This is a genomic window from Streptacidiphilus sp. BW17 (assembly GCF_041262485.1).
Lineage (GTDB): Bacteria > Actinomycetota > Actinomycetes > Streptomycetales > Streptomycetaceae > Streptacidiphilus.
In genome coordinates, this window is sequence record NZ_JBGCCR010000036.1 from 23,146 (window position 1) to 45,130 (window position 21,985).

22 protein-coding genes are annotated in these 21,985 nt (G+C 70.4%); 8 read left to right on the top strand and 14 right to left on the bottom strand.

All coding sequences use genetic code 11. The features are described from left to right. Positions 1–170: 170 nt before the first annotated feature. The 4 genes from ABH940_RS31100 to ABH940_RS31115 form a co-directional block, all read right to left on the bottom strand. Positions 171–1,268: a methyltransferase domain-containing protein gene (locus ABH940_RS31100; protein WP_370106808.1), complete on the bottom strand. Its 1,098-nt coding sequence runs from the start codon at positions 1,266–1,268 to the stop codon at positions 171–173. Continuing rightward, a complete protein-coding gene (tgmB, locus tag ABH940_RS31105) occupies positions 1,265–2,236 on the bottom strand; it encodes an ATP-grasp ribosomal peptide maturase (protein ID WP_370106809.1) in 972 nt (323 codons plus the stop codon). Before tgmB ends, ABH940_RS31100 begins: the two co-directional genes overlap by 4 nt. Then, positions 2,236–2,463, bottom strand: coding sequence for a hypothetical protein (locus ABH940_RS31110; RefSeq protein ID WP_370106810.1), 228 nt, complete (start codon positions 2,461–2,463; stop codon positions 2,236–2,238). Before ABH940_RS31110 ends, tgmB begins: the two co-directional genes overlap by 1 nt. A 104-nt stretch (positions 2,464–2,567) precedes the next feature. Further along, a complete protein-coding gene (locus ABH940_RS31115; protein ID WP_370106811.1) occupies positions 2,568–2,777 on the bottom strand; it encodes a hypothetical protein in 210 nt (69 codons plus the stop codon). 96 nt (positions 2,778–2,873) lie between these two features. On the opposite strand from ABH940_RS31115, the gene ABH940_RS31120 reads away from it, so the two are divergent. Continuing rightward, positions 2,874–3,716 carry a helix-turn-helix domain-containing protein gene (locus ABH940_RS31120; protein WP_370106812.1) on the top strand — a complete coding sequence of 281 codons (843 nt, stop codon included), beginning with the start codon at positions 2,874–2,876 and terminating at the stop codon, positions 3,714–3,716. 18 nt (positions 3,717–3,734) lie between these two features. Further along, complete coding sequence (locus tag ABH940_RS31125; RefSeq protein WP_370106813.1) at positions 3,735–4,286, top strand: class IV adenylate cyclase; 552 nt, start codon at positions 3,735–3,737, stop codon at positions 4,284–4,286. A gap of 216 nt (positions 4,287–4,502) precedes the next feature. On the opposite strand, the gene ABH940_RS31130 is transcribed toward ABH940_RS31125, so the two are convergent. From ABH940_RS31130 to ABH940_RS31150, 5 genes are all read right to left on the bottom strand, one after another. Then, positions 4,503–5,219: a phosphonatase-like hydrolase gene (locus ABH940_RS31130; RefSeq protein ID WP_370067787.1), complete on the bottom strand. Its 717-nt coding sequence runs from the start codon at positions 5,217–5,219 to the stop codon at positions 4,503–4,505. 6 nt (positions 5,220–5,225) lie between these two features. Continuing rightward, entirely contained in the window at positions 5,226–6,347 is a 1,122-nt protein-coding gene (locus ABH940_RS31135; protein ID WP_370106814.1) for a TIGR03364 family FAD-dependent oxidoreductase, read from the bottom strand. A gap of 150 nt (positions 6,348–6,497) precedes the next feature. Next, positions 6,498–7,280, bottom strand: coding sequence for a GntR family transcriptional regulator (locus ABH940_RS31140; RefSeq protein ID WP_370067791.1), 783 nt, complete (start codon positions 7,278–7,280; stop codon positions 6,498–6,500). Further along, positions 7,277–8,122 carry a sortase gene (locus ABH940_RS31145; protein ID WP_370067793.1) on the bottom strand — a complete coding sequence of 282 codons (846 nt, stop codon included), beginning with the start codon at positions 8,120–8,122 and terminating at the stop codon, positions 7,277–7,279. The genes ABH940_RS31140 and ABH940_RS31145 overlap by 4 nt, the downstream gene beginning before the upstream one ends. 49 nt (positions 8,123–8,171) lie before the next feature. Further along, a complete protein-coding gene (locus ABH940_RS31150) occupies positions 8,172–9,200 on the bottom strand; it encodes an adenosine deaminase (protein ID WP_370106815.1) in 1,029 nt (342 codons plus the stop codon). 133 nt (positions 9,201–9,333) lie between these two features. On the opposite strand from ABH940_RS31150, the gene ABH940_RS31155 reads away from it, so the two are divergent. The 4 genes from ABH940_RS31155 to ABH940_RS31170 are packed head-to-tail and all read left to right on the top strand — an operon-like array spanning position 9,334 to position 12,335. Then, the gene (locus ABH940_RS31155) at positions 9,334–9,723 is read left to right on the top strand and encodes a hypothetical protein (RefSeq protein WP_370067797.1); all 390 of its coding nucleotides are present in this window, start codon (positions 9,334–9,336) and stop codon (positions 9,721–9,723) included. Then, positions 9,720–10,979, top strand: coding sequence for a hypothetical protein (locus ABH940_RS31160; RefSeq protein WP_370067799.1), 1,260 nt, complete (start codon positions 9,720–9,722; stop codon positions 10,977–10,979). The genes ABH940_RS31155 and ABH940_RS31160 overlap by 4 nt, the downstream gene beginning before the upstream one ends. Further along, complete coding sequence (locus ABH940_RS31165; RefSeq protein WP_370067801.1) at positions 10,976–11,662, top strand: hypothetical protein; 687 nt, start codon at positions 10,976–10,978, stop codon at positions 11,660–11,662. The genes ABH940_RS31160 and ABH940_RS31165 overlap by 4 nt, the downstream gene beginning before the upstream one ends. 16 nt (positions 11,663–11,678) lie before the next feature. Further along, positions 11,679–12,335, top strand: coding sequence for a hypothetical protein (locus ABH940_RS31170; protein ID WP_370067803.1), 657 nt, complete (start codon positions 11,679–11,681; stop codon positions 12,333–12,335). Between the two features lie 18 nt (positions 12,336–12,353). Here ABH940_RS31170 and ABH940_RS31175 read toward each other — a convergent pair whose 3' ends face one another. Then, on the bottom strand, positions 12,354–13,667 hold the full coding sequence (locus tag ABH940_RS31175; protein ID WP_370067960.1) for a DUF445 domain-containing protein: 1,314 nt from the start codon (positions 13,665–13,667) through the stop codon (positions 12,354–12,356). A gap of 71 nt (positions 13,668–13,738) precedes the next feature. Between ABH940_RS31175 and ABH940_RS31180 the strand changes: the two genes are divergently transcribed. Further along, entirely contained in the window at positions 13,739–14,908 is a 1,170-nt protein-coding gene (locus tag ABH940_RS31180; RefSeq protein WP_370067805.1) for an aminotransferase class V-fold PLP-dependent enzyme, read from the top strand. Positions 14,909–14,979: 71 nt separating this feature from the next. Here ABH940_RS31180 and ABH940_RS31185 read toward each other — a convergent pair whose 3' ends face one another. From ABH940_RS31185 to ABH940_RS31200, 4 genes are all read right to left on the bottom strand, one after another. Further along, entirely contained in the window at positions 14,980–16,086 is a 1,107-nt protein-coding gene (locus ABH940_RS31185; protein ID WP_370106816.1) for a hypothetical protein, read from the bottom strand. A 218-nt stretch (positions 16,087–16,304) separates the two neighbouring features. Next, positions 16,305–17,297: an ATP-binding cassette domain-containing protein gene (locus ABH940_RS31190; RefSeq protein WP_370106823.1), complete on the bottom strand. Its 993-nt coding sequence runs from the start codon at positions 17,295–17,297 to the stop codon at positions 16,305–16,307. A gap of 37 nt (positions 17,298–17,334) precedes the next feature. Beyond that, the gene (locus ABH940_RS31195) at positions 17,335–18,174 is read right to left on the bottom strand and encodes an ABC transporter permease (RefSeq protein WP_370106824.1); all 840 of its coding nucleotides are present in this window, start codon (positions 18,172–18,174) and stop codon (positions 17,335–17,337) included. A gap of 37 nt (positions 18,175–18,211) precedes the next feature. Then, positions 18,212–19,021 carry an ABC transporter permease gene (locus tag ABH940_RS31200; RefSeq protein WP_370067809.1) on the bottom strand — a complete coding sequence of 270 codons (810 nt, stop codon included), beginning with the start codon at positions 19,019–19,021 and terminating at the stop codon, positions 18,212–18,214. 562 nt (positions 19,022–19,583) lie between these two features. On the opposite strand from ABH940_RS31200, the gene ABH940_RS31205 reads away from it, so the two are divergent. Continuing rightward, entirely contained in the window at positions 19,584–21,944 is a 2,361-nt protein-coding gene (locus ABH940_RS31205) for a transglycosylase domain-containing protein (protein ID WP_370106817.1), read from the top strand. Positions 21,945–21,985 lie beyond the last annotated feature (41 nt).

Below are 21,985 nucleotides of genomic sequence, written 5' to 3' on the forward strand. Positions count from 1 at the left end.
CGCCGTGACCGCCATCGCCCTCGGCTCGGCGGCGCCCGCTGTGACGTTCCCGTCGAAGCCCCCGACGCCGAGTCCCTGGCGTCGGGGGCCTTCTGCTGTCCACAAAACCCTCTACGGTCGTGGACGTCCCGCCCGCGGACGCCTGGTGGCAGTACCCCGTCGGGAGCCTGCTACTGCCGGACGAAGCCAGGAAGCTCGTACACCAACTGGCCGTGCCGGACGCGCTGCAGCCTCCCGTCGACCAGCACCTCGAACTGGTCCGGGCGCGGCGAACCAGCCGCCCGGTACGCCTCCCGCGCCTTGGTGAGTTGGTCCCACAGCCGTTGCGGGCCACCCTGCGACAGGGCGCCGTCCGCGAGCGCGTGGGCCCACGAGCCGTCCGAGCGGTGTGCCAGGTAGCTACCCGGGGTCCGGCCGTCCGGCAGCCCGAACACGACCACCTCGGGCAGGGCCAGGCCGAGGGCGAACCGCTCCTTGTCGTTGATGACCGGCTCGCTGGTGGTGCCGACCATGACCGGCGGCCCGGCCTGCATCTTGAGGGTGGCGAACGCAGGGTCGGCGTGGGAACGCATCGGCATGAAGGACGACTCGATGTCCAGGATCCGGCCGTGCCCGTCCTGGTCCACCCGGGCCAGGGCGTAGCCGTGCAGGCCGTTGACGAGGGTGGCCATGGCCCAGCCGTCGGGGGTGAGCTGCTCCAGCCACGCCAGCGGGATCGAGCGCACGGCGCACGTAGCGATGATCCGGTCGTACGGTGCTCCCGCCGGGTGGCCGCCGGCACCGTCGCCGGTGACCACCGTCGGGGTGAGGTCGAGGGCGTTCAGGCGCTGCTCGGCCGGGCTGGTGAGTGCCGGGTCGACATCGACCGTCGCCACGTTCTTCGAACCGAGCCGGGTGGACAACAGGGCGGCGTTGTAGCCGGTCCCCGTGCCGACCTCCAGCACCCGCATGCCGTCGGTAAAGTAGAGGGCCTCCAGCATCTTCGCCATCAGCGACGGCCCGGTCGAGGACGACGTCGGGACACCGCCAGTCATCTGCGTCACCAGAGGCTCGTTCACGTAGGCGCCGGCGAGCCAGCCCGGTGTGCCCGGCTCGTACAGGCCCACACCCGTGATGCCCTGCCGGTAGTAGACCGGCACGAAGTGGTGCCGGGGCACCTGCCCGAACGCCGACCGCCACGTCGGCGAAGTGAGTGCACCGCAGGCGGTGAGCTGGTCGACAAGGGCCGCGCGCAGCCGCTCGGCGTCCCGCTCGATCGTGTCGGTCACGGTGTGGCTCCTTGCAGGTAGGTGGCGTGAGCCTTAGCGATCGGCAGGCCGGTGCGCTGCTCGACCCACGCCCACGTCCCGGACGGATTGCACTCGAAGAACACCCAGCCACCGGCCGGGGTGACGGCGAAGTCGAACGCCCCGGAGGCAAGACCGGTCCAGGTGCAGAAGTCGCGCACCCCCAAGGCGACGTGCTCCGGGATCGCGCACGTACCGTACGAGAGACTCGGATAGTCGGTGCGCCAGTCCTGCCCGGCCTGGGCGCTGCCCGCGTGGATCGTCGCCGCGAACAACTCGCTGCCGACCACGGTGAGGCGCACCTCGTGGTACTTGGGGATGCGTTCCTGGAACAGGTGCGCCGTCAATCGGACTGAATCGTCGATCTCGTCCGGGTCGACCTCGTGGGTCGGGACCATGCGTCTACGTGCAGCCCGGTCGGCCAACCGGCCCCCGAGCACCGGCTTCACGACGATCGGGCCGCCGATCCCGGTTGCCCACTTCCGCGCCGCCACAGGGTCGTTGGTGACCAGCGTCCGCGGCACCGAGAGGCCGCACCGGGTGGCGACAGCGAGCTGCTGCGGCTTGTGCGCCCCGAGCCGGTCGGTGTGAGGGTTGTTCAGCCAGCGCACCGGCAGCGCCGCCAGGACGTTCAGCAGCGCGGCATCGGCCTGATCGGTTGCCCAGGGCCGGTACTCGGCGGGGATAGCCTCCTCGACGACCGGACGGCCGGGGCGGCGCCAGTAGATCGACCGCACGGTGTCCAACCGCACCGAGCGACCCGCGTGCTCCAGCACACCTGCCCACCCGGCGTCGTAACCGGCCGTCAGCGTGACCTGCTGGGGATAGTCGGCGGCGTCGAACCGCACCACCGGCACCGACCGGCGGTTGAGCTCGTCGACGACCATGTCGGCGGCGGCGTCGAGGTTCTCGGCGACGACCAGCACCGGGCCGCCCGACACGGCCGCCATCACGCGGCCTGCGCCATGTACGGGTCCTGGACGTCGTCGGGGCTGCTGTCCCAGTTGGTGTCGGTCGACGAGCCGGCCTGCGGGGTCAGGTGCCACGCCGTGCCGTCGGCGAGGACGTTGATCTGCCGCACGGAGTCGTACGCGGGGTGCTCGGGCTCGAGGTCGACGAGGACCGGGAGCATGGCGCCGCGGGCGGCGAAAGGGATCGTGGGAACGGGCATCTTCACGGGTGGTTCCTCTCATCGACGGTGCCCGGCAACCGGTTTGGTGCCGGGTCGTGCTGTGCAGCCCGCCCAGGTGGCGAGGGAGCACGTACATCCGGGCGGGAGTCTCAGGCGGGCGTCTCGCCCGTGCCCGGCTGGTGGCAGCCACAGGCACACGGCACCTTGACCCAGCCGAGGATCCGGTCCCGGTAGCCGGGCGCGTGGCACTGCGCGTGGAGGTCGGACCACTGCTGGCCCACCCGGCACGCCGGCGTCATATAGCCGCGGGGCAGCGGCCCCGCTGCTCTGTACGTGCCGGTACCGATCGCGCTGTCCATGGAAGACAGGATCATGTGACGCTAGGTGTCCATACGATCTCCGAGCGGTAATCTCACGGTGAGATGGATTCGATTCCGCCACGCCAAGGGGGAACTGTGGGGGCACCGCTCGGACCGATCGAGTTACCCGACTGGGCCTGGCAAAGCCAGGAGATGCGCGAAGCTCTCCGCGGCCGGCGTATCGCCGACGTCTTCCGCCGTGCCCAGCAGTTCGGTATCAGCCAGTCGCGGATCGCCGCAGCGACTGGCATGGCCCAAGGTCGCGTGAACGAGATCATCAACGGCCGGCGCGACGTGTCCCGCCTGGACGTGTACGAGCGCATCGCAGACGGCCTCGCCATGCCGGACGACGCCAGGCACCTCCTCGGCCTCGCGTCCGACCGCGCCAGGCGTTCAAGCGGCAGAGCCTTCGACCTAGCCGCGTTCCCCGAGGTCGTCCGCGTCTACGCCTCGCAAGCCAGTGCCTCTGACGACATCCGACGCCAGGCCCGCACCGCCAGCGAGATCGACCTGCTCGCTGTCCGCGGCCTCGGCCTGATCGGCCTGAACGACTCTCTGTTGCGGCCGTCCATCACGGGCACCGACGCCCGGGTCCGCCTGCGTGCCCTGTTGCTTGACCCGACATCACCCACGATCACCGTACGAGCCAAGGAGATCGGCGAGTCAGAGCAGTCCCTTGCCAGCGGCGTCCTGTTGGCCGAAGCTCGCCTCAAGGAGCTTGCTGAGATCTGCGACGTGGAGACCTACCGATACCGTCTGCTGCCAACATGGCGACTCATCCGGCTGGATGCGACGTTGTTCCTGTCGGCCTTCGACGCGGGGTGGGAAGGCCACGAGTCCGCCACCTACAAGATCATGCAAACGCCGCACGGGCCGCTCTACCGGGGCTTTCGGCGCATGTTCGACGCGATGCTCGCCGACGGCGAGCGCACCCACTGAACTGAGGGGAGTCCGACGTTGATCGAGGCGGAACTCAAGGCCGTCGTCCGAGACCCGGAACACGTGATGGCGCTGCTCGACGGCCGCGCCGAGGGCCGCCCCCAAGTGTACGAGGACACCTATTACGACCTGCCGGACGGCAGTCTGATGACCGGCGACAGGGAGCTGCGGGTGCGGACCGTGCACGGGCAGCACGACACCCGCTCGGTGCTCACCTACAAGGACGCGCGGGTCGATGCGTCCGGGTCGAAGCCGGAACACGAGACCCGTGTCGACGAGCCTGACGCGGTCCACGCAATGCTGGCCGCCCTCGGCTATGTGAAGGCGATCGCGTTCTCCAAGCGCTGCAGGAACTACGAGTTCGAGCACGCCGGGCGGAAGATGCTCGCGACGCTGGTCCAGGTGCCCGAGCTCGATGGCACGTTCCTGGAGCTGGAGACTCTTGTCGAGCAGCAGCAACTCGCCGCCGCACTGCAGGATGTACGGGCCGTGATGAAGTCGTTCGGCATCACCGATACGGACCTGACGACCGAGCTCTACACGGACGCAGTCACTGCCCGTCGCGGCTGATGCAGGATGCACGGCGCGTGGCCGCCGAGGTGGTGGTACGCGGCGGCTGGGTGCTGCTGATCCGCCGCGCTCAGCCCGAGGGCGATCTGGTCCGGCAATTCCCGGCCGGGAAGCTGCAGCCTGGCGAGACACAGCGCGTCCGCGCACCGTCCCGGCAGGCAGGACGGTGCGCGGACGACGGGAACGACTCCACCCGGCGCACGAAGCGGCGAACCGTCAGAGCACCAGCGCGGGCAGGTCGGCGACGCTCTGCAGCACCGCGGTCGCGCCGTCGGCGCGCAGGCGGTCCGCCGTGTGGGCGCCGGTGAGGACGCCCGCCACCAGGCTCGCACCGGAGCGGACGCCGCACTGCATGTCGTAGCCGGTGTCGCCGATGACGGCCATCTCCGCGACGCTGTCCGCGGCGGCGGTGCGCAGGAAGGCGGCGAGGGCCAGGTCCGGGTACGGGCGGCCACGGCCGGCGTCGGCCGGGCAGAGGGCCAGGTCGACCAGGTTCTCCCAGCCCAGGGCGGTGATGATGGCCTGCTGCGTCGGGCCGGAGAAGCCGGTGGTCAGCACAACCGTGACCCCGGCCGCGCGCAGCTGCTTGATGGCGTCCTCCGCGCCGGGGATCGGCACGACGTGACCCTCGCCGACCAGGCGCTCGTAGGCGGCCTCGAAGGCGACGTTGGCGCGCTGCGCCAGCTCCTCCTCGCCGAAGAGGCGGCGGAAGACGGTGATCTTGCTCTCGCCCATCGTGGCGCGGACGTCGGCGAGCATCGCCTCGTGGCGCTCGGTGCCCGGCTCGACGCCGAGCTCACGCGCCGCTGCCTCGAAGGCCACCTCGACCAGGCCGCCGTCGTGCACGGTGGTCCCGGCCATGTCCAGGACGACCAGTTTCACCTTGCGCTCGGCCTTCTCAGCGTTCTGCGTGTTCTGAGTGTTCTCAACCACGGTCCGTCACAGTCCAATCTCGTTCGCGGTGTCCTCGCCGATCGCGGGCGAGCAGGTCATGCCGCGGCCTCCGGGGCCGGTCACCAGCCAGACGCCCTCGCGGACGCGCTCCCGGTGCACCACGCGCGTGGTGTCCACGCACTGCGCGTACACGCCGGCCCAGCGGCGGCGGATCCGCGGCATCGAGCGGCCGAGCAGGTCCTCGACCACGCCCTGCAGGTAGGCGTAGGGGTCCTCGTCCACGTCGAAGCCGAAGGGCTGGTCGTACTCGTGGGTGTCGCCGACGGTCAGCGAGCCGTCACGGCGCTGGACCATCAGCAGCTGCATCCGGTGCTCGGCGGCGACCGGGTCCTGCGCCTGACGGGTATTCAGATCCATCAGGGCCGGGCCCTGGTAGGCGGGGTAGTAGCGGAAGGAGTCGCCGTCGGCGACGGAGGTGGTGAGCACCTCGTCCAGCGGGTCGGTCTGCATCATCTGCAGCCGGACCCGGCGCACCGGAAGCTCCGGGGCCAGCTCGCGGACCAGGCCGCCGAGCCAGGCGCCGGTGCAGAGCACCACGACGTCGCCGGTGTGCAGCTCGCCGCGGTCGTCGCGAACGGCGTTCTCGCCGACGACCTCGCGGACCTCGCGTCCGCCGAGGAAGGTGTAGCGGCCGGTGGCTCGCAGGTGGTCCTGGAGGGCGCGCTGGGTGACCCGCGGCTCGACCTGGGCGTCGGCGGGCGACCACAGCGCGCCGAGCAGCTTGCCGCCGAGAGCCGGGTTGAGGGCCCGGGTGGCGTCCGCGTCGAGCAGCTCCCAGCCGCGGACGGCGGCGTCGGGACGGGCCACGACCTCCTCGGCGACGGCCAGTTCGGCGTCGGTGCGGACGACCGTGAGCGAGCCGGAGGCGCGGAAGCCCACGTCGGGCACCTCCGCGGCTATGGATTCCCACATCTCCCGCGCACGGAGCGCGGTGTCCAGTTCCGCGCCGACGGACCGACCGCTCACCCAGACCAGGCCGAAGTTGCGCACGGACGCGCCGCGCGCCTGCTCCTCCCGCTCGAGATGGACGACCTGATGACCGCGCTGGACCGCATGCCAGGCATGCATGGTTCCGAGCGCTCCTGCTCCCACAACGATGACCTTCACGTCGTCGACCCTCGATCTCCCCGGTTGCACGACGGGACCTTCCCGGTGAATCCAGCATGAACAGGAACGGCACGTTTGGACTAGACCCGTTATCTTCTCGTTATGGAATGAGCCCGTTCTCCTTCTCGCACAACCCGGAGGCAGGTGCGCTCAGCGCTCGGCCGTGAGCTCCGTCCAGAAGCTGAACCGGTCGCCCCGGTACAGCGTGCGGACCCGCTCGAACGGGCGGCCGTCCGGGTCCCAACTGCGGCGGTGCAGCAGCAACATGGGCAACGCCGGGGGCGTGCCGATGAGCAGCGCCTCGCGCGGGGTGGCCAGCACGGTCTCGATCCGCTCCTCGCCCCCGCCGGAGACCAGACCGCCCGCCTCCTGCGCGTAGGCGTAGAACGAGCCGTTCGGATCGAAGTCCTGGTCCATCCGGGGCAGCAGCGCGGTCGGGGCGTAGGTCGACTCCAGGCCGACCCGCTCCTCGTCGACGAGCAGCACGCGCTCCAGGTGCCAGACGAAGTCCCCGCGCTCGACGCCGAGTTCGCGCGCCGCCTCGGCGTCGGCAGCGAACCGCTCCAGGCCGATCAGGGCACGGCCCGGCACGTGGCCGCGACGGCGGACGCCCTCGGTGTAGCTGCCGAGCGAGAGCGGCTGCTCGATCTTGGGACCGGCGACGACCGTGCCGCGCCCCTGGCGGCGGACCCGCCCTTCCAGCAGCAGCTCGCGCAGGGCGAGCCGGAGCGTCTCGCGGGCGACGCCGTACCGCTCGGCCAGCTCGCGCTCGGCGGGCAGCGTCGCTCCTTCCCCCAACTCGGCCAAAAGCTCAGAGAGTTGGGCCTTGGCGAGGTAGTACTTGGGCATCCGCCCGTGCTCCGGGATGCCGGCGCGGACGGGCGCGCCCGGGGAGTGCGGCAGGCGCGGGGCCTGCGAGGGTGGTGGGCTCACCCTCCCACGGTAGCCGGACGAGGCTGCTGGCCGACGAGATGACCCCAGAGCACCATCCGGTAGAGCGAGGTGAACGCCGGGGTGCAGGTGGTCAGCGTGATGTAGTGGCCGGGCGTGCGGTAGCCGTACTGCGCGGAGGGGTGGACCGAGCTGTAGGGCTCGGGCAGGATCACCGTGCCGTCGGACGCTTCGGTCTGCGGCAGGACCGAGTCGATCCGGTAGACGTAGTCCCAGCCCTGGACCTCGACGATGACGACGTCGCCGACGTGCACCTGGTCCAGGTACCGGAACGGCTGCCCGTGGGTGTTGCGGTGCCCCGCCACCGCGAAGTTGCCGAGCTGGCCCGGCATGGCCGTGCCTGGGTAGTGGCCGATGTAGCCGTGGTTGAGCACCGCGTACTTGTCGACGCCCTGGGCGACCGGGAAGACCAGGCCGAGCACGGGGATCCGGATCACCGCGAACGCGGGCAGGTCGCGGACCATGCTGTCGATGCCGTAGCCGCTGCTCGGCCAGCCGCCCGCCGATCCGCCCGATCCTGACGCGCCCGACGAGCCGGAGCTGCCTCCGGCGAGGGTGGCCGAGGCGCTCGGCGAGGCGGACCCGGGGGCGGAGGGGCTCGGCGACGCGGGACCGGAAGCGGACGCCGAGGCGTGGGCGTTGGCCTCCGCGTCCCACTGCTGCTCCAGCGTGGCGACCGTCTGCGCGGCGTTGGCGTCGGCGGTGTGGTTGGTCCACCACAGCTCGTAGGTGGCCAGCAGCACCAGCACCAGCCCCAAGGTGACGGCCAGTTCGCCGAAGAGGATGAGACCGCGGCGCAGTCCCCACAACCACCGCGGTCCCATGCGCACCCCCTCAAGCGAACCCCTGGTGCGTTCCTGACGGTGCGTCAGGCTACGCCTGGGCGCGCCAGGCCGCCAGATGCGTGTCGATGTCGTCCAGCAACCGGGCCTTGCCCGCCTCGTCCTGGAACGAGGAGCGGACCGCCTGCCGGGCCAGCTCCGCGACCCCGGCCTCGTCCAGCTTGAGCAGGTCGGCGACCACCTCGTACTCGCGGTTGAGGTCGGTGCCGAACATCGGCGGGTCGTCGCTGTTGACGGTCACCACCAGCCCGGCCTCGACCATCTGCCGGATCGGGTGGTCCTCCATCCGTTCCACGACGCGGGTGGCGATGTTGGAGGTCGGGCAGACCTCCAGCGGAATCCGGTGCTCGCCCAGGTAGTCGACCAGGGCGGGGTCCTTGACGGACTGCGTGCCGTGACCGATGCGCTCGGCGCCCAGGTGGCGCAGGGCGTCCCAGACGGTCTCCGGACCGGTGCTCTCGCCCGCGTGCGGGACGCTGTGCAGGCCGGCCGCGCGGGCCCGGTCGAAGTACGGCTGGAACTGCGGACGCGGCACGCCGATCTCCGGCCCGCCCAGCCCGAAGCTGACCAGCCCGTCCGGGCGCAGTCCGAGCGCCAACTTCTCGGTCACCTCGGCGGACTCCAACCCCGCCTCGCCGGGGATGTCGAAGCACCAGCGCAGCACGATCCCGAGCTCCCGCTCGGCGGCGAGCCTGGCGTCCTCGATGGCCTCCATGAACGCCTCGCCCGGGATGCCGCGCTTGACCGAGCTGTAGGGGGTGACCGTCAGCTCGGCGTAGCGGATGTTCTGCCGGACCATGTCCTCGGCCACGCCGTAGGTCAGCGCCCGCACGTCCTCCGCGTCGCGGATCAGGTCCACCACGGACAGGTAGACCTCGATGAAGTGCGCGAAGTCGGTGAACTCGAAGTACTTGGCCAGTGCGGCCGGATCCGCGGGCACGTCGGTGCGCCCCTCGTACCGTGCGGCCAGCCCGGCCACGACGTGCGGGGACGCCGAGCCCACATGGTGCACGTGCAGCTCCGCCTTGGGCAGACCGGCGACGAACGCCCGCATCGACATGCTGCTTCCTCTCATTTCATCCCTCATCCGCACCGGGCGGACACACCGGTCACAGCCTCTCACGGTGTGGGATAGCGTGGCGCAGACACTGAAACGCTCCAGGCGAGGCCTGGATCGGGGGAACAGGGGAACAGTGGCGAACTACTACCGGGTGGATCTCGACACCCTGGGGCGGATGACCTCCGCACTGCAGCAGGCCGGGGACCAGATGGACGCCGCGCTGCGCATGATGACCGGCGGCGCGGACGGCGACCAGATCGGCACGGGCGAGCTCAACCAGGCCACCCAGGACTTCCAGAGCACCTGGCAGTACGGGCTGGGCCAGCTCAAGCAGAGCCTCTCGGACACCGACGACGGCCTCAAGCAGGCGAAGTCGGGCTACCAGCAGATGGAGGACGCGCTCAGCCAGGCGCTGAACCAGATCAGCACGACCGAGGTTCAGCCGCTCGGCACGCAGATCGACCAGTTGGACCCCAACTACGGCGTCATGCAGCCGGGCGCGGCAGGAGGTGCTGCGAAGTGACCGGCGTCATCGAATTGCTGCACCAGGACTACCCGCACCTGGGCTTCAACCCGGTCCCCGGCGTCCCGGAGGACGTCGCGTCGGTCACGGCCGCGCTGACCCAGGCGACGGGGTCGCTCAAGGAGTCGGCCTCACTGCTCAGCCAGGTCGAGCAGGCGGGCAGCGAACTGTGGCAGGGCGCGGCGGCGGACGCCTTCCGCGGGCACGTGGACAGCGAACTGACGAAGCGTCTGCAGACCGCGCAGACCTCCCTGGAGTCCGCGGTCTCCGTTCTGACGGACTGGCACGGCAACCTGGTCGGCTTCAAGGACACCGCCGCACAACTCGACGCTGAGGCGGCGTCGGTGCAGACGCGGCTGCAGCAGGCCAAGGCCGACCTGCAGCAGGCGGAGGCCAACCCGAACCTCTCCCTGGCGGGCCGCGAGTACGCCAACCGGCAGATGCTGGAAGAGGCCCAGGCCGAGTACGACGCGGCCCAACAGGCGCTCTCACAGGCGACCTCGACGGTCAACAACCTCGACGAGGAACTCCAGGCGATCCTCAAGCGCGCCCAGGAACTCGCCTCCGAGCACGAATCCGTGGCCCACCGCTACGCCCAGGACCTGGAACACGCGGCCCACGATCTGGCCCCGCACAAGCCGGGCCTGCTCAGCCAGATGTGGAACGGATTCACCAGTGGCCTGAGCGCGGTGGCCAAGTGGGTCTCGTCCCACCTGGACCTGATCCACACGATCCTGTCGGACATCTCCGCTGTCGCCGGTCTGATCGCCCTGTGCACGCCGCCGCCGATCGACATCGTGGCCGGCGCCATCGCGCTGACCGCGGGCGTGGGAGCGTTGGCGACGGACCTGGCCAACCCGAAGACCCGCGACGCGATCGGCGGTCTGCTGACCGGGCACTTCACCAAGCAGAACCTCGAAGCGGGGCTGAGTGTGGCCACCGACGTGATCAGCGTCATCCCGGGCATCGGTGCGGCGGCCAGGATCACCAAGGGCGCGAAGGGCCTGGAAGAAGGGGTCAAGCTCGCGTCGAAGTTCTCGGACATCGCCGACGACGCGATCAAGACCGCGAGCTTCACCGGCAAGCAGATGGCGAAGAGCCCGCTGGTGCAGAAGGTGGCCGCGAAGGTGACCACCGACAGCGCCGAACTCTTCGCGACGAAGGTGAACCAGGGCAAGAAGGCCGTCACCGCGATCTACAAGACCGTCACGGGCTCGGGCGACTCGTCGAGCAACAGCCAGGGAGCCACCGCATGAGCCGCATCGACCAACTGCTGGGCGGCGCCCGCCCGGCCCCGGACGAGGCCCAGCAGATCTGGGTCAACCTCCCGGAGGGCTACACGGCCCTGCCGCTGACCGACATCAGCGGCACCCTGGAACGTGCGGCGGAAGTCGTCGCCGAATTCGCCCCGGAACCGCTACTGGAGCTCGTGGCGCCCACCGCGGACCTGCTGCAGGTCCTGCTGCTCGAACTCAGCGAACGAGGCGCCAGCTACTGCGGGTTGGGACAGCACGTCTCCCCGCTGGACGGCACCGTGGTCAGTTCGACGCTTGTCGTCACGCTTCACTCCACCAACGCGACCGGTGACCCGAAGCAGCTGCTCGGCGAGATGGCGAAGCGTGTCGACCCCAGCTCGGTGGAGGACGGCGACGCGGAGTTGGTCGACCTGCTGGGCACCCCGGTGCTCTTCCTCGAGGGCATCCGTCGACTGCCGACGCCTGAGGACGACGATCCCGCTGCCACCTCGCCCGTGTTCACGATCGAGGCGCTGATCCCGTCCCCCGAGGGAGACCTTCTCGCCGCGGTCGAGTTCGCCACACCGTTCCTCGACCAGGGCCCCGAATTCCGGGTGATGCTCGCCCAGTTCGCCGCCTCCGTCAGCTTCGACGCGCCCCCGCCCGAGCCGGAGACCAGCAGCATCCTCTCGGCGCTCGGCTAGAACCTGGAGTTCCTGCATGCAGCAGTTCGTATCCCCCAACACGCTCGACAACCCAGCGGTGCGCGCCGAGCTCGAAAAGCGCAAGGAATCGAAGCTCAAGGAGAAGCGACGCTACGCGGCGGCCTACGAACTGCTGCTGCAGCACTGCCCCTGGCGGGAGTTCGGCTACCGGCTGGGCCGCTGGGAGCGCGTCCAGACGTGGGAGTTCTGCGGGCTCCGACTCGTCGAATGGGAGAAGACGGATGTGCTGCAGCTGATCGACCTCGGCTCGGGGCGGGCGATCAACGAGATGTATCTGGATCCTCAGCAGCTCCCCTTCGGGAGTGGCGTGGAGCTGCCGCGGCCCACAGGGCGGGTCTGGCTGGCCGGGAGCCCGTTCTCCAAGGCGGTGCTGAGCCTGCACGGATCCGAGCTCGGCCTCTTCCAAGCTACGGCATCACACCTGCTGAGGGAGGACCCCGAGGAATTGGCACGCCAGCTCCTCTCCGGTCAGGAGCGCCTGCCGCGCGAGCCCTACCAGCAGGTGGACCGCTACGGGCGGTCCACCTGGCTGGCGGACTGCCCCGAGAAGCCGCGCAAGCAGGACGGGTTCACCTGGCGGTTCCGGGACATGGATCGGACGGACATCGGCAACATGCGGCAAGGAGGCTCCTGGCGCCGCGTGGGCCACTGACGCCCCGCCACGACAACGTCACACCAGCACCGAGACCGTATGGATCAGCAGCCCCGCGATCGCGCCGACCACCGTGCCGTTGATGCGGATGAACTGCAGGTCGCGCCCCACATTCGCCTCGATCTTGCGGGAGGCGTCGTTGGCGTCCCAGCCTGCGACCGTCTCCGAGATCAGCGAAGTGATCTCGGCGCGGTAGGTGTCGACGACGTACTCCGCCGCGTCCTCCAGCCAGCGGTCGACCTTGGCCTGCAACCGCTCGTCCGCGGCCAGACGGCCGCCGAAGCTGCGGATGCCGCTGCGCATGCGCACGCGCAGCTGGCTGTTCTCGTCCTCCGCCGCCTCCAGGACCATGCCGCGGACCGCGCTCCACGCCGAGGCGATCAGGTCCTGGACCTCGGGGCGGGCCAGCAGGTCGGCCTTGGCGCGCTCGATCCGGCCGATGGTCTCCGGGTCGTCGCGCAGTTCCTCCGCGAAGTCGGAGAGGAAACTGTCCACCGCGCCGCGCGCCGCGTGGCCGGGGTCGTCGCGGACCTCGGTGGCGAAGCGGAGCAGCTCCTTGTAGACGCGGACGCCGATCTGGTTGTCGATGAACTTGGGCGTCCAGCCCGGGGCCTCCTCGGAGATGGTCCGGACGACCTGCTCCCGGTGCTCGACCAGCCAGTCGTGGGCGCGGATCACGCACAGGTCGACCACCCCGCGGTGACCGCCCTCGTCCACGATGCGCGCCAGCATCCTCCCGAGCGGCTGGGCGATCGGCTGGGCGGAGGCGCGACGGGTGACCGCCTCGCCGACCACCGCCTGGACGTCCTCGTCCCGCAGCACCGCCAGCGCGCCCCGCAGCGCGGCCGAGGCCTCGCGGGTGACCTTCTCCGCGCTGCCGGGCGCGGACAGCCAGAGCCCGACCCGCTTGCCGATGCCGAGCGCGGCGAGCCTGCCCCGGACCACCTCGACGGAGAGGAAGTTCTCCCCGACGAAGGTCCCGAGGCTGACGCCGAAGGCGTCCTTCTTGGTCGGGATGATCGCGGTGTGCGGGATCGGCAGGCCGAGCGGATGCTTGAACAGCGCCGTCACGGCGAACCAGTCCGCGAGCGCGCCGACCATGCCGGCCTCGGCGGCGGCCTGGACGTAGCCGGCCCACGAACCCGCCCCGGAGCGCAGCGCCCAGGTGGTCACGATGTAGATCACCGTCGCCACCACGAGGAACCCCGTGGCAATGGTCTTCATCCGCCGAACGCCACGCCGTTTCACCTCGTCGGAGGCGGTGTAGCGCACCGCACCGGCCCCGGCTGGCATACGGTCGGCTTGCGCGTCGGACGCGTCTTTCGGCTTCATCGGGAGCGTATCCACCCAGCAAGTGTCACCCGCCCGCCAGCAAAACGGTCGAACCGCCGGAGAGATCCACGATGTCGTCCAGCAGTTCCGTCACGCGACCCCACAGCGCGGCCCCTTCCACGGCCGGGCTCTCCGGCTACGGCGAGCGGTTCTCCGAGCCCACCGGCTACCTCGACTTCGGCCGCTTCGGACCGCCCTCAAAGGACGTGCTGGACATCACCCGGCGGCTGATGGAGCAGAGCGCCCGCGCCGGCTCGGACACCGTGGACGAGCTGATGCAGCAGGAACTGCGCGCCCGTCAGGCGGCGGCGCGGCTGCTGGGCGGCGTGCCGGTGGACGCGGTGGCGCTGCTGCCGAACGCGAGCACCGGGCTCTTCCACGCCGCGTTCGGGCTGCCGCACGGCACGGTGCTGGTGCCCGCCCGGGAGTTCCCGTCCAACGCCTACCCCTGGCTGCGGGCGGCCCGGCTGGGGCGGGTGCAGCCGGTCTCGCTGGAGCCGGACGCGTTCGGCCGGATCACGCCGGAGCTGATCCGGCAGGCGCTGACGCCCGAGACGGTGGCCGTCTCGGTCTCCGCGGTGGACTACCGCACCGGCTACCGCGCCGACCTGGCCGGCATCCGCGAGGTGATCGGCCCGGACCGGCTGCTGATCGTCGACGCGATCCAGGGCATGGGCGTCGTCGACCTGCCGTGGTCGGCGGCGGACCTGCTGGTGACCGGCGGTCAGAAGTGGCTGCGCGCGGGCTGGTCGACGGGCTTCCTCTACGCCTCCGACCGTGCCCTGGAGCGGCTGGAGCCGACGCTGACCGGTTGGACGGGCGTGGTCGACGTCGGCGTCTTCGACAGCCAGGAGCACGCGGTGGCCCCGGGCGCCGGACGGTTCTCGCTCACCAACCTCAGCCCGGTCACGGCGGGCGCGCTGGCCGCCGCGGTGGAGCTGGTCGAGCATGCGGGCGTGGCGCGGATCCAGGCCCACATCGCCCAGCGCACCGCCGAGCTGATCGACACGGTCCGCAGCGCGGGCGGCGTCGTCCTCTCCCCCGAGGCGGAGCAGGAACGCGCGGGCATCGTCGCCTTCGCCATGCCGCGCACGCAGGCCCCGCTGGTCGGCGAACACCTGGCCAAGCACGGCGTGGTGGCCACCACCCGCCCCGACCAACTCCGGCTCTCCGCGCACGCGTCCACGACCCTGCCCACCGTCGACCTGGTGCACCGGGCGCTCACGTCCCTGCCGGTCTGAGGCGGCGGAGCGAAACGCCGGTGGGGCGCCGCACGTGATGTGCGACGCCCCACCGGTGACGCGACGGTCCGTCAGGAGTAAGTCTTCAGGCAGAGCACGAAGTTGTCACCGTACGACGTGTAGTTCTCCGTCGAGTCCGCCGGGCACGCGGTCGTGTCCGTCGTGTTGTTGAGACGCTGCTCGACCTGGTACAGGCCCGAGGCGCAGGTGACGATCTGCATGTCCGGGCTGGAGTTGGTGCCGTTGTTCTTCAGGCAGTCGCCCACCTGAGCGCTCTGGGCCGGGTCCGTGCCGACGCCCGTCGACGGGCTGTCGGTCGGGTTGTCGGTGGGACTGTCCGTCGGGGCGTCCGTCGGGTTGTCCGTGGCGGTCGCCGTCGGGGTGGTCACCGGCGGGACGTAGGTGGGGTCGCTGCTGCCGCTCGACAAGCCCACGATCACGGCGATCAGGAAGATGAGCACCACGAAGACCGGCATCAGGAAGCCCAGCGCCTGCGGGCGGTTCATCAGTGGCTTGCCCGGGTACATCGGCGGGCCGGGCGGGTTGGGCGCGGGCTCGGGCAGTGCCTTGATCTTGTTGTGAATCAGGAAGTTCCGGACCAGCGCAACTTGCGCGAAGATCCACGATCCGTAACCCCACCAGCCCTGCACCAACGTCTGGGCGGACATGTCGCGGATCGCCGCCGTACCGCAGGTCTTGCAGAACGGGCCGGGCAACCGCCGAAAGGACATGACGAAGAACATTCCGCGGTGCCCACGCACCGTGGCGTCGATCGCCGGGTAGCCGCCGCAGAACCGGCAGGTCAGCCCGTTCGGCGCGGGCGCGCCCATCGGCTGCGCGCCGTACATCCCGCCGGGGTCCATCCCCGGCTGCATGCCCGGCATCCCCGGCTGCATCCCCGGCTGCATCCCGGGCTGTGCGCCCGGCTGCGGGTAGCCGTACGCGGGCGGGGCCGGGGGCATCGGCGCTCCGCCCTGCTGCGGGAAGGGCGGCGCCTGCTGCGGCGCGGCCGGCTGCGCGTAGGGGTTGGCCTGCGCCGGCACCTGCTCCCCGTACGGGTTGGGCTGGCCGCCGTACGGATTCGGCTGCGAGTACGGGCCGGGCGGCGGTGCGGACTGGTACGGGCCGGGCTGCCCGTACGGGTTGCCAGGGCCGGGCGGTTGCGGCGGAGTGGCCACGGGACTGTCCCCCATCGAACGGTCGGCATCGACGGAACGCGATGTCGGCTGACTCTCAAACATGCGGACTTTATCCGTTTCTTAGGGCCGCTGCAGGCCCCGCCCACCCGCTGTGGCTGAGTGCACAACATCTTCACTGCGCCGAGGGTTAGTTGTCCCGAAACGGGGGTGTGCCTGCCGTCAGGATCCGGCTACGACAGGCCCACCTCCTCAGTGCCTCACCCCGCGACCGGCTCCACCGCCCCCTCTCCCTCCCCCGCATACATCCGGGCGATCACGTCCTCGATCTCCGGCTCACGCACCGACAGGTCGCGCAGCTCGTAACGGCCCGCCAGGGCCGCGACCAGCGGAGCCGCGCTCGCCGCGGCCGGGAAGGCGAGCCACTGGCGGGCGCCCTCGACGCGCAGCACCCGCGTTCCCGGAAGCTCGATCGGCGGGACCTCCCGGTCCAGGTCGACGACGAGCGTGCGCTCGCTGCGGCCCTGGTCGTGGAGGCCGTCCAGGTCGCCGTCGTAGACGACCCGGCCGTGGTCGATCACCATCACGCGCGAGCACAACTGCTCGATGTCGGTGAGGTCGTGGGTGGTCAGCAGCACGGTCGTCCCCTGCTCCGCGTTGACCTGGGCGAGGAACTCGCGGACCCGGCGTTTGCTCACCACGTCCAGCCCGATGGTCGGTTCGTCGAGATAGAGCACCTCCGGCTGGTGCAGCAGCGCCGCCGCGATGTCGCCGCGCATCCGCTGGCCGAGCGAGAGCTGGCGCACGGGCACGTCCAACAGCTCGCCGAGTTCGAGCAGTTCGACGCAGCGGTCGAGATTGCGCCGGTAGACGGCGTCCGGGATCCGGTAGATGCGCCGGGCCAGCTCGTACGAGTCGCGCAGCGGCAGGTCCCACCACAGCGTGGTGCGCTGGCCGAAGACGACGCCCATCCGCTGGGCCAGGCGCACGCGTTCGCGCATCGGGTCGACGCCCGCGACCCGGAGTCGGCCGCCGCTGGGCAGCAGGATGCCGGTGAGCATCTTGATGGTGGTCGACTTCCCTGCGCCGTTCGGCCCGATGTAGCCGACCATCTCACCGCGCCGGACCTGGAAGTCCAGCCGGGCGACCGCGTCCACCCGGACCTTGGTGCGCCGGAACCGTCCGGTGCGGCGGCGCAGGGTGAAGCTCTTGGTCACGCCCTCGACCTCGATCAGCACCTCGTTCACGGCAATTCCCTTTCTGAATTAGTGAGATGACGAAGACTCAGACTCAACTTCCGGTGCTGCGATAGGCGCGAACCCCCGCCCGCCAGAGCAGCCCGGCGACGACGGCGCTGAGCAGTGCGGCGACCGGTGAGGCGAAGCGGAACCACCCGGGCAGTCCCAACGGATCGGGCCGGTCGAGCAGATAGAGCGCGGGCAGCCAGTTGACGAAGGCCAGCGGGACGCCGAAGACGGTGCAGCGGACCAGGTCCTTGGCGAAGACGGTCGGCGGATACTGAAGCATCGTCATACCGCCGTAGGTGAACGAGTTCTGGACCTCGGACGCGTCGGCCATGACGAATTGGAACGCCGCTCCGGCGACGAAGACCGAGCCGAAGATCACCGCCCCGCAGACCACCAGCGAGACGAAGACCAACACCTTGGCCGGCGTCCACTCCAGATCGAGGTGGCCGAGCGACCAGGTGAGGACGGTCCCCGCCTGCACGATCCGGCCGAGCCGCCGCAGCGCGAACCGGTCCGCGGCCTGCTGGGCCAGCGCGGGCACCGGCCGGACCAACGTGGTGTCCATGGAACCGTCGCGCACCCGCTCGCCGAGCTGGTCCATGCTGCCGACCAGCAGGTCGGCGAGGCCCAGCGTCAGCCCGGAGGTGCCGTAGAGGAAGGCGAGCTGGGGCAGCGTCCAGCCACCCAGCGCGCTGGTGTGCAGGAAGATCACGGCGATGACGACGAAGTCCATGCCGGACGCGGCCATGTTGCCGACCGTCGTCATCCAGAACGAGGCGGGGTAGGCGAGGGCCGCGCGGGTCCACATCGCGACGATCCAGCCGTAGCTGCGCAACGCGTGCCGGAGCTCCGTGGCGAACCCCGATGCCAGGCCCGAGGTCAGGCTCGATGCATGGCCCGATGCCTGGCCTGATGTCAGGTCAGCCACCCTGGACCACCACCTTCCGCACGGCGCGGGCCTGGACCAGACGCCCGGCTCCGAGCAGCACGACCGCCCAGGCCGCCTGCACGCCGAGCGCCGCCGCCGTCCCAACGGCGTCGTAGCGCTGGAGGAAGACGTCGGCGGGGACCTGGAAGACGGAGACGAAGGGCAGCGCGCGGGCCAGCATCTCCAACGGAGCCGGGAAAAGGGTGATCGGCAGGAAGAAGCCGCCGAAGAAGTTGCAGGTCAGGTAGTAGATCATCTGCACTCCACGACCGTCGAGCAACCAGAAGGCGGTCAGCGCGACCAGGAAGCGCAACGCGTAACTGACCAGCAGCGCAAGGACGACGGAGACCGCGAAGGCCGCCCAGGTCGCCGCGGCCGGCAACGCGCCGCCCTGTGGCAGGCGCAGGTCGAAGCAGAGTCCGCCGATCAGCATCGGCGCCAGGCCGTTGGCGAGCAGCTGGTAGCCGCCCCGGCCCAGGTCGACGGCCAGCCACCAGGCCTGTTGGTCGACCGGGCGGAACAGGTCCACCGCGATGTCGCCCTTGGTGATCCGGGTCTGCAGGTCGTCCAACACTCCCATGCCGGCCATGCAGAGGAAGGCGAACAGGGCCTGGCCCAACCAGACGTAGGTGAGGGCGGCCGACAGGTCGTACCCGCCGAGGTGGGGGCGGACCCGCCAGAGGGCCAGGTAGGTGTAGGCGAGGATGAAGCCGAAGACGGTGTTGGTGATCACGCGCGCCCAGGTGGCGGCGCGGTAGGTGGAGTAGCGCCGGAAACCGCGTGCGCAGACTGCGGCGTACATCACACTCCTCTCTCAGCGGTCGAACAGATCAGTGGCGGTCAGGCCGGGGACCGGTGGCGGTCAGGCCAGGTGGGAGCGGCGGACTGTCGCGTGCATGCCCGTCAAAAGTCGACATGTCGGCGGCCATGGCGAGAGGTGGTCGCATTCGCGCGGGAACGCCGAAATGGCCCCGTTCGCCGACACCCGGGGGGTGCCACGAAGGGGCTCTCGCCAACGCTCTTCGGTTGTGGGTTCTGCTGCGGTGCAACCGACCCGCAGCGAGGGTTCGACGGACGGTCCGACGAGCGGACTTTCCTCGACCTCACTGTGACTCAGCTCTCACAGCGTAGCCGAGGCCCACGCAGGACTGTCACAGGCCCGCCACAAAACGCCCTCCGGCGTGATCTTTGTTCGCCACCGCACGATCGATCCGGCAGAGTAGTCAGGAATGCCATGATTCGGGCGTTTAATGATCAAGCGGGCGAGGCGGCGCGAGCGGCCTCGCCCCTGAGGTTCTGCAGGACAGCAGGTCCGGCAGGTCGAAGGCGAAGCGCAGGACGGCATGGGCAGGAGCGACAGAGGCATGGACCGCATGGACGATCCGGACAGCCTCGCCAACCCCATGGACCGCACCACGCTGGAGGCCGAGGACCGGGCTGAAGGAGGCGGCATGGGCGCCAGTGGGCGCGATCGACGGCGGGCGAAGAAGGCGGCTCGCAAGGCGCAGCGCAGGGCCATGCCCTGGTACCGCCGGGCGATCCCGACCTGGCGCATGTCCACCGTGGGCCTGCTCTGCCTGGTCGGCCTCGGCGTCGCCGCCTTCGTCGGCATCTACCTGCGGGTCGAGCCGCCGAACGCCAACGCCGCCGCCGTGGCGCAGGCCAACGTCTACTACTACGCCGACGGGAAGACGGAGATCGGGCAGACCGGTGACATGAACCGGATCATCGTCCCGCTCGACCAGATCTCGCCGGAGATGCAGCACGCCGCCGTCTCCGCGGAGGACCGCACCTTCTACACCAACCAGGGCGTCAGCCCCACCGGCATGCTCCGCGCCGCCTGGGACACCCTGAACGGCCGTGGCGTGCAGGGCGGTTCGACGATCACCCAGCAGTACGTGAAGAACTACTACCTGAACCAGCAGCAGACGGTCAGCCGCAAGCTCAAGGAGTTCTTCATCTCGCTCAAGGTCGACCAGACCGTAAGCAAGGGCGACATCCTCGCGGGCTACCTCAACACCTCCTACTTCGGCCGCAACGCCTACGGTGTCCAGGCCGCCGCGCAGGCCTACTACGGCATCAACGCCTCGCAGTTGAACGCCGAGCAGAGCGCCTACCTGGCCGCCCTGCTGCAGGCGCCCAGCGCGTACGACGTGGCCACCGCGACCCCGGCGGGCAAGCTGGCCGCGACGGACCGCTGGAACTACGTCCTCGACGGCATGGCCAAGCTCGGCTACCTGACGCCGCAGCAGCGCGCCCAGGCCGCGTTCCCGAAGGTCAAGCCGGTCGCCCCGGTCAAGGGCCTGTCGGGGCAGGCGGGTTACCTGATCGACACCGCCGACAACTACCTGGTCAGCAACAACGTCGTCACCAGGGACCAGCTGGCGCAGGGTGGTTGGAAGATCGTCACCACCTTCGACAAGAACGACCAGAAGAGCCTGGTCGGTTCGGTGCAGACCGAGCTCAGCAACTCGCTGCCGAACACCTCGAAGGCCAAGGACGTCCGCGCCGCGGCGGCCTCGGTCGACCCCGGCACGGGCAAGATCGTCGCTCTCTACGGCGGCCCGGACTACGCGTCCCAGCCGTACAACGACGCGCTGCGCACCGACATCCAGGTCGGCTCCACCTTCAAGGCCTTCGACCTGGCCGCGGCGCTGCAGAACCAGGCGGTCACCCAGTCCGGCCAGCCGATCACCCCGTACACCCTCTACGACGGCACCAGCGGCCGCCCGGTCCAGGGCCTGCCCTCGAACGTCGCCGCCTGGGCCCCGCCGAACGAGGACAATGTCAACTACGGTGAGATCAGCGTCCAGAACGCCATGGACAACTCGGTCAACTCGGTGTTCGCGCAGGTCGCGGCGGACGCGGGGTTGAACAACGTCCGCCAGGCCGCGATCGCCGCCGGCCTGCCGCCGGACACCCCGTCGATGAGCGCGAGCTCGGCGACGCTGGCGCTCGGCGTCGCCTCCCCCAACGCGATCCAGATGGCGGGCGCGTACGCGACCTTCGCCGCCCACGGCATGCAGATCACCCCGTGGGCGGTGCAGTCCATCTCCAACGCCAATCTCAACGAGAACCCGGGACTGCCGAGCCACACCGCGAAGCAGGCGTTCAGCCGCAACGTCGCCGACACGGTCACCCAGGTCCTCCAGGGTGTCATCCAGAACGGCACCGGCGCGAAGGCCCAGGCGCTGGGCCGCGACGCGGCGGGCAAGACGGGCACCACGGACAGCAACCTGTCCGCCTGGTTCGTCGGCTACACCCCGCAACTGTCCACGTCTGTCGGCCTGTTCGCCCAGGAGGGCGCGAGCAAGCGGATCTCGCTCGGCTCGGCGGCCGGCCTCAGCCGCGTCAACGGCGGCAGCTTCCCGACGGCGATCTGGACGGACTACATGACGGCGGCCCTGGCCAACCAGCCGGACCAGCCGTTCGACCTCCAGACCGGCACCTGGCTGACCCCGCCGACCCAGCAGCCGACGGCGACGCCGACCCCGACGACCACGGCCACCCCGACCCCGACGGCCACGCCGTCCCCGGGCAACACCGGCACCCCCAACGGCGGCACGACGGGCGGCGGCACCACCCAGCCGAGCACCCCGTCCAACTCCCCGCCCTTCACCCCGCCGACGTCCATCCCCTCCACGGCCTCAACCCCTTCGGGCCCCCCGATCCCCACCCCGAGCGGCAGCCAGGGCGGCCGGGCCCAGGCACCGCTGGTGCCTTGAGGACTTCGTCGCAGCGGAGTCGCAGCACCTGCGGGGCGCGG